Here is a 14388-nt window from a genome sequence, read left to right as displayed (position 1 = left end):
GGAGGGTGCCCGCCCTCCGGGGAGCCGGGAGGTGTCCGGCCCCGCGACGGCGAGGGTGGGAAGCGTCACACCCCGCGTACCTGCCGAGGACGTGCCCCGAAGCCCGGTCGGAGGCTGAGCATATGATGTGTCGGCCACGTACGGGCGGGTTGAAGAACCGGTGAAGCGGAGAAGGTGTTGCGGGCCATGCGGAGAAGAGCGTCGGACTCCGCGAGCGGCCCCCGCCCGCTCGACCCGCCGTCCGGCCACCGCCGGGTCCTCGGGACGCCGCGTGGCCGCTGGTTGCCGCTCGGCAAGGACGGCAGGCTCACGCTCTACGCCCGCACGGAGGGCGGTCTGCTGCGCTGGACGCAGCGGAGCCCCGGCGGGGACCGGTGGGACGGGCCGGAGTTCCTGCCGGTCGCGGGCCTGACGGACGTGACCGTCGTTCAGGGCGCCAACTCCTACGTGCACTTTCTCGGCCGGCGCGAGCGCACCGGTGCCGACGGCCCGAAGGTGGACTTCGTCCACGCCGTCCAGTACCAGACCGGCCGTCCCGTCACCGCGTGGCGTTCCCTGGGCAACTTCCACCGCGACCGCGAGGAGGGCCTGAAGGCCGGTGCGCCGGCCGGGGCCGTCGACGCGAAGGGAACGGTCTTCGTCTTCGCGCGCAACGCGGGGCGCGGACTCCAGATGCGCCGCGAGGGAAAGACCGGGAAGTGGGGGGCCTGGCAGGACCTCAAGGGCGTCGGGCTCGCCGCGGAGGTGGTGGCCTCGGCGACGTCGGGCGGGCTCGTGGAGGTCTTCGCGCCCAGCGACAGCGGGGTGCAGCAGTGGCGTCAGGACGCCCCGGACGGCCCGCTGACGGCCGCCCGGCCCGCGCAGTTCTACGCGTTGGCGGGTTCCGCGACCGCGGTGGAGACGGCCCCCGACCGCCTCACCTACTACTGGACCGACGCGAACACGGCCGGGGTCGTCGCCCACCGGGCGGGCGCCTGGCCGCTGGCGGCGGGCGGGCAGCCGGGGGACGGCGCCGTCGTGGCGCTGCGCACCCCGCTCGACGGCTACGACTGCACGGTTCTCGCGCAGCGCGGGGCGGGCGGCACCCTGCTGATCGGGGTCTGCGGCACCGAGGCGGAGCAGAGTGGTGTCTGGTGGTCGGACACCACCAAGGAGTGCTCCGGCGACCCCGCCCTCGCGCTCGACGGGCACGGCCGGGTCGTCGTGGCCGTGTGCGAACCGGACGGGGGCGTGTCCCTCGCCCGGCAGGAGGACGGGCCGGGGCTCACGCTCCCGCCGCACTGGCACCGGATCTGATCCGGCGCCGTCCCCGCCGGGGCCCGGGGGCGCCGGGCGACACCGGTTCGCCTTCCCGCGTTCATGTGACGTTCCCGTGGACTCGTAAAAGGTTGTACGAATTTCCCGGTGGGATTCCTCACGCCTTTTTGTCGTACATGTGCGCTTTTTTGGTTGGACATTGATCGCTTCCTTATGTGAAGGTTCTGTGACTTGCTCGTGGGTGAGCGGGGTCGACCGTCCGGCGAGACGTTCGGCATGGTGAATGACAGCTTTCGGTCTCATTCCGTTCGTCGTCCGGGCACGAGGTGGTGTCCGGCCGCGGCAGGCGCTGGGCCGCAGTGGCGTGGGTGGTGGATGCCTCGTGGCCGGTTCCGGCAATCCGGAGGCGGGATCGTTGGTCTCGGCCTACCGGTCCGTCATACCCATGGGCGCGCGCAGGGGCATCGTCCGCAAAGTGCCCGCCCCGCTGCGCTCCGCCGTCAAGTCCTCGTTCACCTCCGTCGACGCCGTCCGGTCGGCGACGGTCGTCTGGGCGATGGGCGGCCGGCGCAGGACCCCCCGGCACAGCGCGGCCTACGCGCAGCGGGTGGTCCGCCTCGGGGGCCGGCACATGCGCGCCCTCCTCGTCGAGGGCGCCACGGCGTGGGCGGCCCGGGCGCGCAATCTGCACATCCTCACCTCCGTGCTGGAGGCCGAGGGCATCGAGTACTTCTGCATCCGCGGCACCGCGAAGGACGTCCCGACGGTCGCGGTGCCCGGCGCGCTCCGCGAGACCGTCGAGGAACTGCTCCGGCTCGCCTTCGAGGAGGCCCCGGGCTACATCGGCGCGGCCACCACGGCGGAGTCGGGCGTACGCCCCGGCGAGGACGTCAGGTCCTGGCGGCAGCTGCGCAAGCACGACGCCCTCCGGGTCGCCTGGTACGTCACCGACCCCACGCAGCACCTCGTCTTCGGCATCGACCAGGGCTGCGACCTGGAGTTCTGGGCGGAACGCGACGGCCACTACGAAGCCCCCCGCCCCAACCGCGTGGTCGACCAGGTCCCGACGGACACCCCGAGGCCGGCCGCCCCGCAGGCGCTCTTCGCCCTCGTACCCGGCGCCTACACCACCGGGGTCGCACGGACCCTGCCGGAGTTCACCCAGCCCCTGCCGGACGACCACCTCTTCCCCATCGACGTCGTCTACACCTGGGTCGACGACTCCGACCCGGTGTGGGCCGCGGAACGGGACTCCGCCCGCTCCGGACGCCCCGGCGCCCCCGCCGCGGCCCTGCACGACCAGGCCGCCAACGACGCCCGGTTCACCAGCCGCGACGAACTGCGCTACTCGCTGCGGTCGCTGCACCAGTACGCGCCCTGGGTGCGCAACGTCTACCTGGTCACCGCAGGTCAGGTGCCCGCCTGGCTCGACACCGACGTACCGGGCCTGGAGGTCGTCGACCACCGGGAGATCTTCTCCGACCCCGCCGCGCTGCCGACCTTCAACTCCCACGCCATCGAGAGCCAGCTCCACCGGATCGACGGCCTGTCCGAGCACTTCCTGTACCTCAACGACGACGTGTTCCTCGGCCGGCCGCTCACCCCCGGACACTTCTTCCACGCCAACGGACTCAGCAAGTTCTTCCAGTCCAAGGCGCTCGTGCCGACCGGCTCCGCGGGCCCCGGCGACCTGCCGGTGAACGCGGCCGGCAAGAACAGCAGGGACCTCATCGAGCGGTCCTTCGGCACCCGGATCGCGCAGAAGATGAAGCACACCCCGCACGCCCTGCGCCGCAGCGTCCTCTCCGACATCGAGCGGGTCTACGCGGAGGAGCACCGCCGCACCCAGCACTCCCGCTTCCGCTCGCCCCAGGACGTCCCGATCACCTCGTCCCTGCACCACTACTACGGCTTCCACACCGGCCGGGCGACCGTCGGCAACCTGCGCTACGTCTACGTCGACCTCGCCGCCGACCAGGCACCCCGCCGGCTCAACTCGCTGCTCGCCCGACGCGACTTCGACACCTTCTGCCTCAACGACACCGTCGTCCACCCCGACCCCGAGGCCCAGGACCGCATGGTCCGCTCCTTCCTCGCGCACTACTTCCCCGTACCCAGCCGGTACGAGCTGCCCGCCGGGACCAGCGCACCCACCCGGCTCACCGACCGCCGCGTCCTCCGGCCGAGCCTGGACGCGGGCCCCTCCCACCACGGCCTCGCCGACGGAGCCGCCCGATGAAGCGCCGACGACCTCTGCGCGCCCTGCGCCGCCGGACAGGCCGGCAGATCACCCGCGTCCGGTCGGTGCTGCTGCGCCGGGTCTTCCTGCCGCGACGCGAGGGCCGGGCCGCCGTACTCCGCTATGCCGCCGTGCTCGACGGACAGACCGTCAACCTGCACGCCCGGCTGCCGCGCCGGGTGCGCCCGGACGAGGGCGCCCGGATCGAGCTCAGGCGCCGGGGCCGCAGGTTCACCACCGACGCCCGGGTCTACACCGACCACGACGGAGGCGTCGCCATGGACGCCGCGGTCCTGCTCGGCCAGGACGTGCACGGGCTTCCCCTGACCCCCGGCCGCTGGAAGATCCGGCTCCGCCTCTCCCAGGGGCTGCGCCGCACACTGCCCCTGCTCCTCGTCGACCTCCCCGTGCCGTACGGCGGCCCGACCCGGCCCATGGAGGCGTCCGCGGCGACCGGGGCCCGCTACCGGCTCGGCCGGAGCGTCACCGGGAACGCCCGGGTGACGTTCAGCCCCTCCCAGCCCTCGGCGGAGGTGGTGCGCGTCCAGGTCAGCCACAGCCACGTCGAGGTCGCCTTCCGCGTGGTCGGAGGGGAGCCCGAAGCCCCCTGGGCCGAGTTCGTCGCCTCCGGGCGCCGGCTGGAGGCCGACATCGACCGGACCGCGGAAGGCCTGTGGCAGGTCACCGCACCGCTGCACCTCATGGCGCCCCGCCGGGACCGCGCCGAGCAGTGGGACCTGGTCCTGTGCTCGGACAACCTGCGCGACATGCGACTGGGACGGCGTCTGCACGACGTACGCAACCCCGGACGGGTCTTCGCCTACCGGCAGACCGCGGTCACCCCGGCCGGCCGGCCCCCCATGCTCGTACTGCCCCGCTACACACCCGCGGGTAACTTCCGCATCCAGTGCAGCCCGATGACGGAAGCCGCGTAACCGAGAACCCCATGAAGATCACCTTTCTCCTGCTCACCGCGGACGCCGTCGGCGGCACCGAACGGGCCGTGTTCAACCAGGCGGCCGAACTCGCCGGCAACCACGACGTCCGGGTCCTGAGCATCCTCAGGACCCGGACGGAGCTGTTCTTCCCGATCGACGAGCGCGTCCGCGTCGACTACCTCATCGACCGGACCGGGCCCACCCCCGTCCCGGTCCGCCCCACCGGCCTGGCCGACGAGGCGTGGGCGCAGGTGGCCGACCGGCCGAGCACCCTGGTGGACCCCGCCTGGGAAGCGGCCTTCAACCGGCTGACCGACCTGGAACTCGAGTACGCGCTCCAGCACACCGACACCGATCTCCTCATCACCACCACACCGGCGCTCATGGCGCTCGCGGTGCAGCTCGCGCCCCCGCACGTGATGACGCTCCACCAGGAGCACCGGGTCTCCGAACTGCGCGGCCCCAGCGCCGAACCGCTGCTGCGCTACGCCTCCCGCCTGGACGCCCTCGCCGTACTCAGCAACCGCACCCGCGACTGGTTCGCCGAGACCCTCGGCCACAGCGCACCGCGCATCGACGTCGTCCCCAACGCCCTGCCGCGCGGCTTCCGGCCGCGCTCCACCCTGGAGACCCGGACCGTCGTCATCGCGGGCCGGCTGGTCGGCGAGAAGCAGATCGACCACGCCATCACCATCTGGCACACCGTGGCCCGCCACCACCCCACCTGGACCCTGCGCATCTTCGGCGACGGCCCGCTCAGCGGCGCCCTGCGGCGCCAGATCGACGTGCTCGGCCTGCACGACAGCGTCCAGCTCAACGGCAACTCCCCGCACCTGGCCGAGGAATGGGCCAAGGCCAGCATCGCCCTGATGACCTCCCGCAACGAGGCGTTCCCCCTCGTGCTGACCGAGGCCCAGGCCGCCGGTGTCCCCGTCGTCTCCTACGACTGCCCCAACGGCCCCCGCGAGGTCGTCCTCGACGGACGGACCGGCATCCTCGTCCCGGCCAACGACACCGACGCCGCCGCCCGGGCGCTCATCCGGCTCATCGAGGACGCCCCGCTGCGGCACGGCATGGGGCGCGCGGCCGCCGAATCCGTGGCCCGGCTCGCCCCGCCCGTGGTGACCGCGATGTGGGAGGACGTCTTCGCCGGACTGGAGAGCGAACGGGCCTCCGGACAGCGCGAGGCCCGCAAGGCGGAGCGACAGGCCCTGCACTCCCTGATGAGCGGCCAGGAGGGAATCCTCCGCCCGGCCGCCCCGGCCCCCGCCACCACGGTCGACACCAAGGAGCAGCGCGCCCTGGAGGACCGGCTGCTCCGGTCCGACCGGGGCCTCGTACGCGACGGCGGACAGCTGTGCCGCCGGATGACCGCCGAATCGCCCTGGGACGTCGTCCAGCACAACCTGGCGCTGGTCGCCACGGCCCTGGAACAGGCCCGGATCCCGTACTTCGTCACCCGGGACACCAACGTCCGGCACGCCGTCGCCGTCCACAGCTCCAACCGGGAGCTCGTCCTCAAGGCGCTCACCGCGACCCACGGCAGCAGCGCCGTCTACGTGGCGCTGCTCAACGAACGCCAGAGCCCGACCGCCACGGTCCTCGCCGCCTTCGCCGAACGCCACGCCCAGACCGCCTGCCCGGCCGTCCGCGTCTACCAGAACACCGTCAGCCCCGCCCGCACCCTCCGCCTCGCCGGGGTCTACGGCTGCACGATCAACTTCTGGGAGGAGGACCCCGAGGACCCACGGATGATGGTCTCCCCGGTCCGCACCGTGGTCGGCGACAAGGTGCCCACCCGGACCATGAACCAGACCCACACGGTGCTCGGCGGACGGACCTACCCCACCATCGAGCCGTACGCCCGCACCGTCCACGGGGACGTCGACTTCCCCGTCGACGCCGTGTACACCTGGGTCGACGGCGGCGACGTCGCCTGGCTGGAGCGGAAGAACGCGGTGATGCGCGCCCTCGGCATGGAGACCGAGGACTCCGCGAGCAGCGCCGCCCGCTTCCGCGACCGCGACGAACTGCGCTACTCGCTGCGCTCCATCGACATGTACGCCCCGTGGATCCGCACCATCCACCTGGTCACCGACCAGCAGGTCCCGGACTGGCTCGACCTGGACCACCCGAGGGTCCGCGTCGTCGACCACCGGGAGATCTTCGCCGACCCGTCGGTGCTGCCCACGTACAACTCGCACGCCATCGAGAGCCAGCTGCACCGCATCGACGGGCTGTCCGAGCACTTCCTGTACTTCAACGACGACGTGTTCATCGGCCGGGTGCTCCAGCCGGGCATGTTCTTCCACAGCAACGGCGTCGCCAAGCACTTCATGTCCCCCACGACCGTGCCCATGGGGCCGACCGAGGGCACCGACGAGTTCAACATGAGCGCCGCCAAGAACAACCGCGCCCTGATAGCCGACACCTTCGGGCAGTTCCTCGCGCACTCCTTCCTGCACGCGCCGCACCCGCTGCGCCGCAGCGTCCTCGCCGACATCGAACGCTCCTACCCGCAGGCCGTCGCGGCGACCGCCGCCGGCCGGTTCCGCAGCCACTCCGACCTGGCGATCGCCTCCTCGCTGCACCACTACTACGGCTTCCACACCCAGCGTTCGGCGCCGGGCAGCATCAACTGCGGCTTCGTCAACGTGGGACTGAGCGAGCACAAGCAGCGGCTCTCCCGCCTTCAGCTCAACCGCCCGCACGACGTCTTCTGCCTGAACGACTACCACGACGGCGATGTCACCGAGGACGAGCAGGACGCCGTCCTGGCGGCGTTCCTGCCCTCGTACTTCCCGGTCGCCAGCCAGTTCGAGGCCGGCTCCCCGCGCAACCAGCGCTTCCACGCCGGACAACTGCCGCAGTGGCCGCTGTGAGCGCGCCCCACGCCGCCCGCCGTCCGCCCGCCGCGCCCGATCGGAGCACCGACCGACCATGACCCAGCCCCCCGAGGCGAGCTCCACCTCCCTGTTCCAGGTGTTCGCCCACGCCGACGACGACCTCTACTTCGTCAACCCCGACCTGTACCGGGTGCTGGCCGCGGGCCACCGCGTCACCAGCGTCTACCTCACGGCCGGTGAGGCCGACGGACGCAACGTGGACACCCGCGACCCGCTGCGGGACCAGGCCCCGGTCGACTTCGCCGGCTACATGGAGGCCCGTCAGAACGGTCTGTGCGCCGCCTACGCCACCATGGTCCTCGGCGACCGGGAGGCCCCCTGGACCCGGGAGCCGGTCGAGCTCGTTCCGGGCGTGGCCGCCGAGCGGTTCTACCTGGAGCAGGCGCCGCACGTGCAGCTCTTCTTCCTGGGGCTGCGGATGGCGGACACCGCGCACGGCTTCCCCGCGGACCGGCCGCAGGCCCGGCTGACCAGCCTGTGGGACGGGCGCGCCGCCCGCCAGCCCACCCTCCTCGCCGCCGGGTCCGCACTGCACCAGCCGCAGGAACTCGGCCGCGAGGACGTCGTCGCCGCGCTCACCCAGCTCCTCTCCTACGCCCGGCCCACGCTGCTGTGGACCATGGACCCGGACCCGCTGCACGAGTCGTACGACGAGGGCCGCGGCATCACCTCCAGCGACCACGCCGACCACACCGCCACCGCCCAGTTCGCCCGCGAGGCGCTCCGCCGCCACCTGCGCGCCGGAAGCCGCCCGCCGCTGACCGAGCACTTCACCGGCTACGGCAACAAGAACTGGCCGAGCAACCTCAGCGAACGCTCCCACGCGCTCAAGAAGTCCCTGATCGACGTGTACGCGGGCGCCGACGGCCACCCGTGCGCGCACCGCCACTGCGGCGACCTCCAGCTCGGCGACGGGGCCGACATCCGCCGCTACGGCTGGAGCACCCGCAGCCGCTACCCCCAGGGCACCCAGTGGCTGCACCGGCAGGGCGACGGCCGGCTCGCCGCGTACACCGTCCTCGGCGACCAGGCCGCCGTGTGGACGGAGACCGAGGCGGGCGGCGGACACTTCGAGGGGCCGCTGCTGCTGCCGGGCGGTGACCTCCTGCCGTGCCTCGCCGTCGCCCCCGACCGCACCGGGGGCGTCCACCTCGTCGGACTGCGGCGCGTCCAGGGCCCCGAGGGCCGGGCCGATGTCGACGTGGTCCGCATGTGGCGCCAGGGGCACACCGGTTCCGTGCTGCCCTGGGAGTCCCTCGGCAACCCCGACGAGGCCACCGGGGACTGGCGGCGGTGCCGCGAGGCCGGAGTCCCCGCCGCCGTGGTCGACCCGGCCGGTCACCTCCATGTCTTCGTACGGAACTTCTCCGTGGGCGTCAGCATGCGCCGCGAGACGCCGGAGGGGCTCACCGGCTGGGAGGTGCTCGGCGGGCGCTGGATGCAGGACTCCCTGACCGCGGTGGCGCGCTCCACCGGCCGCATCGACATGTACGCCACCAACCGCACCGGCGGGGTGCGGTGGCGGCAGGAGGCCGTCTACGGACCGTTCAAGCTGGAGGACCAGCTGGTCACCGGGGTGCCGGAGAGCTGGCGCCCGGCCTCCGGCCTCACCCCCGTACAGGTCGGCCGCAACCGTGTCGCGCTGTTCTACCGGGAGGAGGACTCCGGAGCGGTGATGCGCCACCGGCAGCGCCCCAACGGGACGTGGGAGCAGCGGGTGGACCGGCTCAGCGACGACGGCGGCACCGGGGCGGTCGCCGCCGCCCGGCTGCTCACCCCGGAGCGGGACCTCCTGGTCGTCGCCCGCCGCGACGAGCGGAGCAGGCCCGCGGTGACCGTGCTCCCCACGGACGGGCGGACCACCGCGCCGCCCGACTGGGAACACCACGAGATCGTCATGACCGGGGCACCGGCGGTCGCCGCCGACGCGCACGGCCGGGCGGTCGTCGCCGTGTTCGGCACGGACGGACGGCTGCACTGGACGAGGCAGGACACGTCCTGGCCGGACCCCGGGTTCGGCCCCTGGCACGCGGCCTGACCCCGGCCCGGACCACCCGACCACGGACACGAGAAGAAGAGACCATGCGAAAGATCTGCGTCATCGGCAACTCGGTGGCCGCCTCCCGCACCGAGGAGGAGTCCCCGCTCGCGGGCTGGGGCCAGTACCTCGGGGAGTTCCTGGGCCCCGACTGCGACATCCGCAACTACGCGCGCGACGCCATGACGCTGCGGGACTACTTCACGGGCCGGTTCGCCGCGCTGCTCACCCTCGTCGGCCCCGGTGACCTCGTCCTCATCGCCTTCGGTCACGTCGAGCAGCGGATCAACCAGCTCAACCGGTACCACGGCCCGCGGGAGTACAAGGAGTACCTGCGGCTGTACGTCGAGGCGCTGAGGGCCGAGGGAGCCGTGCCGGTCCTGGTGACCCCGGCGGCCCGCTGCGTCTTCGACGCCCGGGGCGCCGTGGTGGACAGCCACGACGGATACGCCCGGCTGACCCTGGAGGCCGCGGCGGAGACTGGCTGCCCGGTCGTAGACATGAACGCCGCCACCACCGGGCTCCTCACCGAGCTGGGACCCACGCGGGCCCGGGGCCTGTTCCGGTGGCTGGACCCGGGGGAGCACCCGGCGCACCCGAAGGGCATCGTCGACGCCTCGCACTTCAACCACGAGGGGGCCCGGGAGGCGGCGCGGCTGGTGGCGGCCGGACTGGCCGCCGTCCCGGGGCTGCCGCCCGGCCTGGTGGACGTCCAGAGCCTGGCGCCCGGACAACTGCCGCCCGTGCAGACCGAGTTCACCGTGCAGCAGCCGCAGCTCGCGCTGACCTCCCCGCCCGTGACGTCCGCCGCCCCGGCCGTGACGTCACCGTCCTTCGGCGAACCGGTCGGTGCCGCGCGCAAACTGACCGGCACGGCTCCCGAGGGCGCCGACTACGTACTCCTCTTCGAGGAGGGGGAGTACCTCGGCGGCACCCGCACCGACGGGGACGGGGGGTGGCAGTGGCGGCGCGCCGTGCGATGGCCCGCCGGGCGGCACAAGGTGACCGCGGTCGCCCTCGTCGGCCCGGGGGTGTCCACCGCGGCGGAGACCGAGTTCGAGGTCGTCGACCGGCTGGCGGCGCCCGAGGTGATCGGCCCGCGCAAGGGTGCCTGGAGCGGCCCCCGCCCCCGGTTCTCGGGCACGGCCGCGCGCGGCACCGACAAGGTCATGGTGCTGGAGCAGGGGCGGCTGATCGCCGAGGCCCCGGTCCAGGACGACGGGAGCTGGCGGGTCACCCACCCCCACGACTGGCGGCCGGGCACCTACGAGGTGGAGTTCGTCGCCGTGTTCAGCGCCATCCACTCGCCCCCGGCACGGCTGGAGCTGAAGGTGCACGGCGTTCCCGAGGACAGCTGGCTGCACACCTCGATGTCCGCGCGCGCCTCCTGCGGCCCGGACTGCGCGCACTATCCGGCGCTCCCCGCCTGGTGAGACGGCCCCCGGACAGCGGAACGGGCCGCACGGAACGATCTCCGTGCGGCCCGCCGTCGCGTCGGCGAAGGGTGGTTACGCGGGAACGCTGGCCACGCCCTGCGCGAGGAACTTCTTCCCGTTCACCCGCTCCGAGACGCCCTCACGGTCCAGGTACGGCGTGATGCCGCCCAGGTGGAAGGGCCAGCCGGCGCCGGTGATCAGGCAGAGGTCGATGTCCTGGGCCTCGGCGACGACGCCCTCGTCCAGCATCAGACCGATCTCCTGCGCCACCGCGTCCAGCACCCGGTCGCGCACCTGCTCCTCGGACAGGACGACGTCGCCCTGCTTGAGGAGGGCGGCGACCTCCGGGTCCAGCTCCGGCTTCCCGGAGTCGTAGACGTAGAAGCCGCGCTTGCCGGCCTTGACGACGGCCGCGAGGTTCTCCGAGACGGTGAACCGGTCCGGGAAGGCGCGGTTCAGGGTCTCCGAGACATGCAGACCGATGGCCGGGCCGACCAGCTCCAGCAGCACCAGCGGCGACATCGGCAGACCCAGCGGCTCGACGGCCCGCTCGGCGACGGCGACCGGGGTGCCCTCGTCGATGACGTTCTGGATCTCGCCCATGAAGCGGGTGAGGATGCGGTTGACGACGAACGCCGGGGCGTCCTTCACCAGCACCGCGGTCTTCTTCAGCTTCCGCGCCACACCGAAGGCCGTGGCCAGCGAGGCGTCGTCGGTCCGCTCGCCGCGGACGATCTCCAGCAGCGGCAGGATCGCGACCGGGTTGAAGAAGTGGAAGCCGACGACCCGCTCGGGGTGCTTCAGCTTCGACGCCATCTCGGTGACCGAGAGCGAGGAGGTGTTGGTGGCGAGGATCGCGTGCGCCGGGGCGACCGCCTCGACCTCCGCGAACACCTGCTGCTTGACGCCGATCTCCTCGAAGACGGCCTCGATGATGAAGTCGGCGTCGGAGAAACCCTCCGCCTTGTCCAGCACGCCCGTGACCAGGGCCTTCAGGCGGTTGGCCTTGTCCTGGTTGATCCGGCCCTTGCCGAGCAGCTTCTCGATCTCGGAGTGGACGTAGCCCACGCCCTTGTCGACCCGCTCCTGGTCGATGTCGGTCAGCACGACCGGCACCTCCAGGCGGCGCAGGAAGAGCAGCGCCAGCTGCGAGGCCATCAGACCGGCACCGACGACACCGACCTTGGTGACCGGGCGGGCCAGGTTCTTGTCCGGGGCACCGGCCGGGCGCTTGGCGCGCTTCTGGACCAGGTTGAAGGAGTAGATCCCCGAGCGCAGCTCGCCGCCCATGATCAGGTCCGCGAGGGCCCGGTCCTCGGCGTCGAAGCCGGCGCCCAGGTCGCCGTCCTTGGCCGCCTCGATGATCTCCAGCGCGCGGTACGCGGCCGGGGCCGCACCGTGCACCTTGGAGTCGGCGATGGCCCGGCCGCGCGCGACGGCCTCGTCCCAGGCCTCGCCGCGGTCGACCTCGGGACGCTCCACGGTGACCGTGCCGTTCAGCACGTCCGCCGTCCAGACCAGCGACCGCTCCAGGAAGTCCGCGCCCTCGAAGAGCGCGTCGGCGATGCCGAGCTCGAAGACCTGCTTGCCCCTGAGCTGACGGTTCTGGTTCAGCGAGTTCTCGATGATGACCGAGACCGCGCGGTCGGCACCGATCAGGTTGGGAAGCAGCGCGCAGCCGCCCCAGCCCGGGACCAGACCGAGGAAGACCTCGGGCAGCGAGAAGGCGGGCAGCGCCTTGGAGACGGTCCGGTACGAGCAGTGCAGCCCGACCTCGACCCCGCCGCCCATCGCCGCGCCGTTGTAGTACGCGAACGTCGGGACCGCGAGGCCGGACAGGCGGCGGAACACGTCGTGGCCGCCCTTGCCGATGGCCAGCGCGTCGTCGTGGTTCTTCAGCAGCTCGACGCCCTTGAGGTCGGCGCCGACGGCGAAGATGAACGGCTTGCCGGTGATACCGACCCCGGTGATCGCACCCTCGGCGGCCTCCTTCTCGACCTGGTCGATCGCGGCGTTCAGGTTCGCCAGCGACTGCGGTCCGAAGGTGGTCGGCTTGGTGTGGTCCAGGCCGTTGTCCAGCGTGATGAGGGCGAAGCGGCCCGCACCGGCCGGGAGGTCCAGGTGGCGTACGTGCGCCTGGGTGACGACCTCGTCGGGGAACAGCTCGGCCGCACCCTTCAGAAGCTCAGCGGTGGAGCTCACTTGTTGCCTCCGTTGAAGTTCGGGTTCTCCCAGACGACCGTCGCGCCCATGCCGAAGCCGACGCACATGGTGGTGATGCCGTAGCGGACCTCGGGCTGCTCCTCGAACTGCCGGGCCAGCTGGGTCATCAGACGCACGCCCGAGGAGGCCAGCGGGTGACCGTAGGCGATGGCGCCGCCGTACTGGTTGACCCGCGGGTCGTCGTCGGCGATGCCGTAGTGGTCGAGGAAGGCGAGCACCTGGACGGCGAACGCCTCGTTGATCTCGAACAGACCGATGTCGTCGATCGTCAGACCGGCCTGGGCCAGGGCCTTCTCGGTCGCGGGGATCGGGCCGTAGCCCATGACCTCCGGCTCGACACCGGCGAAGGCGTAGCTGACCAGCCGCATCTTGACCGGGAGGCCCAGCTCGCGGGCGACGTCCTCGGCGGCGAGCAGCGAGGCGGTGGCGCCGTCGTTGAGCCCGGCGGCGTTACCGGCGGTGACCCGGCCGTGCGGACGGAACGGGGTCTTCAGACCGGCGAGCGACTCCAGGGTCGTCCCCGGGCGCATCGGCTCGTCGGCGGTGACCAGGCCCCAGCCGGTCTCCCCGGCCTCGGCGTTGGTGCGGCGGACCGAGATCGGCACCAGGTCCTGCTGGATCTTGCCGTCGGCGTACGCCTTGGCGGCCTTCTCCTGCGAGCGCACCGCGTACTCGTCGGCGCGGGCCTTGGTGATCTGCGGGTAGCGGTCGTGCAGGTTCTCCGCGGTCATCCCCATGAAGAGGGCGGACTCGTCGACCAGCTTCTCCGAGACGAAGCGCGGGTTCGGGTCCACGCCCTCGCCCATCGGGTGGCGGCCCATGTGCTCGACACCACCGGCGACCACGACGTCGTACGCGCCGAAGGCGATCGAACCGGCCGTCGTGGTGACGGCGGTCAGGGCGCCCGCGCACATGCGGTCGATCGAGTAGCCGGGCACGGACTGCGGCAGACCCGCCAGGATGCCCGCCGTGCGGCCCAGGGTCAGACCCTGGTCACCGATCTGGGTGGTCGCGGCGATGGCGACCTCGTCGATCCGCGCGGGGTCCAGATCCGGGTTGCGGCGCAGCAGCTCCCGGATGGCCTTCACGACGAGATCGTCGGCGCGGGTCTCGTGGTAGATGCCCTTCGGGCCCGCTTTGCCGAACGGGGTACGGACGCCGTCGACGAAGACGACGTCCCGGATGGTACGAGGCACGGTGGCTCTCCTCCAGGGTGCGGGATGGCACTGCTGCGCGGCACGCCCGGAAGCGTGCTGCTCCCCACATGCTACTTGCGAGTAACCAGACTGCCCACCCCCTGCGCCGGGAGCGGCGAAGGTCACACGGTCCCGGCCCCGGTCCCGGCCCGGGG

8 protein-coding genes are annotated in these 14388 nt (G+C 72.4%); 6 read left to right on the top strand and 2 right to left on the bottom strand.

Annotated features, from left to right (window positions below; genetic code table 11):
• Positions 1 to 186 precede the first annotated feature (186 nt).
• The 6 genes from ACWC97_RS10115 to ACWC97_RS10090 all read left to right on the top strand — a co-directional run bounded on the left by ACWC97_RS10115 (position 187) and on the right by ACWC97_RS10090 (position 10811).
• Positions 187 to 1296 carry a hypothetical protein gene (locus tag ACWC97_RS10115; RefSeq protein ID WP_450648548.1) on the top strand — a complete coding sequence of 370 codons (1110 nt, stop codon included), beginning with the start codon at positions 187 to 189 and terminating at the stop codon, positions 1294 to 1296.
• 406 nt (positions 1297 to 1702) lie between these two features.
• Entirely contained in the window at positions 1703 to 3496 is a 1794-nt protein-coding gene (locus tag ACWC97_RS10110) for a stealth family protein (protein WP_352273079.1), read from the top strand.
• The gene (locus ACWC97_RS10105) at positions 3493 to 4431 is read left to right on the top strand and encodes a hypothetical protein (protein ID WP_450648546.1); all 939 of its coding nucleotides are present in this window, start codon (positions 3493 to 3495) and stop codon (positions 4429 to 4431) included. Before ACWC97_RS10110 ends, ACWC97_RS10105 begins: the two co-directional genes overlap by 4 nt.
• Positions 4432 to 4442: 11 nt before the next feature.
• A complete protein-coding gene (locus ACWC97_RS10100; RefSeq protein ID WP_450648544.1) occupies positions 4443 to 7316 on the top strand; it encodes a stealth conserved region 3 domain-containing protein in 2874 nt (957 codons plus the stop codon).
• A 58-nt stretch (positions 7317 to 7374) separates the two neighbouring features.
• The gene (locus tag ACWC97_RS10095; RefSeq protein ID WP_450648543.1) at positions 7375 to 9378 is read left to right on the top strand and encodes a PIG-L family deacetylase; all 2004 of its coding nucleotides are present in this window, start codon (positions 7375 to 7377) and stop codon (positions 9376 to 9378) included.
• A 44-nt stretch (positions 9379 to 9422) separates the two neighbouring features.
• Complete coding sequence (locus ACWC97_RS10090) at positions 9423 to 10811, top strand: GDSL-type esterase/lipase family protein (RefSeq protein WP_450648541.1); 1389 nt, start codon at positions 9423 to 9425, stop codon at positions 10809 to 10811.
• 75 nt (positions 10812 to 10886) lie between these two features.
• Here the strand turns inward: ACWC97_RS10090 and ACWC97_RS10085 are convergent, their stop codons facing one another.
• Both ACWC97_RS10085 and ACWC97_RS10080 read right to left on the bottom strand, forming a co-directional pair.
• The gene (locus ACWC97_RS10085; protein ID WP_385205881.1) at positions 10887 to 13016 is read right to left on the bottom strand and encodes a 3-hydroxyacyl-CoA dehydrogenase NAD-binding domain-containing protein; all 2130 of its coding nucleotides are present in this window, start codon (positions 13014 to 13016) and stop codon (positions 10887 to 10889) included.
• Positions 13013 to 14233: a thiolase family protein gene (locus ACWC97_RS10080; RefSeq protein WP_352273073.1), complete on the bottom strand. Its 1221-nt coding sequence runs from the start codon at positions 14231 to 14233 to the stop codon at positions 13013 to 13015. Before ACWC97_RS10080 ends, ACWC97_RS10085 begins: the two co-directional genes overlap by 4 nt.
• Positions 14234 to 14388: the final 155 nt, after the last annotated feature.

This window comes from Streptomyces sp. NPDC001108, from assembly GCF_053598535.1.
The sequence above is the reverse complement of the archived record's forward strand: the minus strand, read 5'-3'. Positions and strand labels throughout refer to the sequence as shown.

Coding starts and splice junctions, on each gene's coding strand:
- ACWC97_RS10115 (WP_450648548.1), top strand. CDS start 187: ATGCGGAGAAGAGCGTCGGACTCCGCGAGCGGCCCCCGCCCGCTCGAC.
- ACWC97_RS10110 (WP_352273079.1), top strand. CDS start 1,703: ATGGGCGCGCGCAGGGGCATCGTCCGCAAAGTGCCCGCCCCGCTGCGC.
- ACWC97_RS10105 (WP_450648546.1), top strand. CDS start 3,493: ATGAAGCGCCGACGACCTCTGCGCGCCCTGCGCCGCCGGACAGGCCGG.
- ACWC97_RS10100 (WP_450648544.1), top strand. CDS start 4,443: ATGAAGATCACCTTTCTCCTGCTCACCGCGGACGCCGTCGGCGGCACC.
- ACWC97_RS10095 (WP_450648543.1), top strand. CDS start 7,375: ATGACCCAGCCCCCCGAGGCGAGCTCCACCTCCCTGTTCCAGGTGTTC.
- ACWC97_RS10090 (WP_450648541.1), top strand. CDS start 9,423: ATGCGAAAGATCTGCGTCATCGGCAACTCGGTGGCCGCCTCCCGCACC.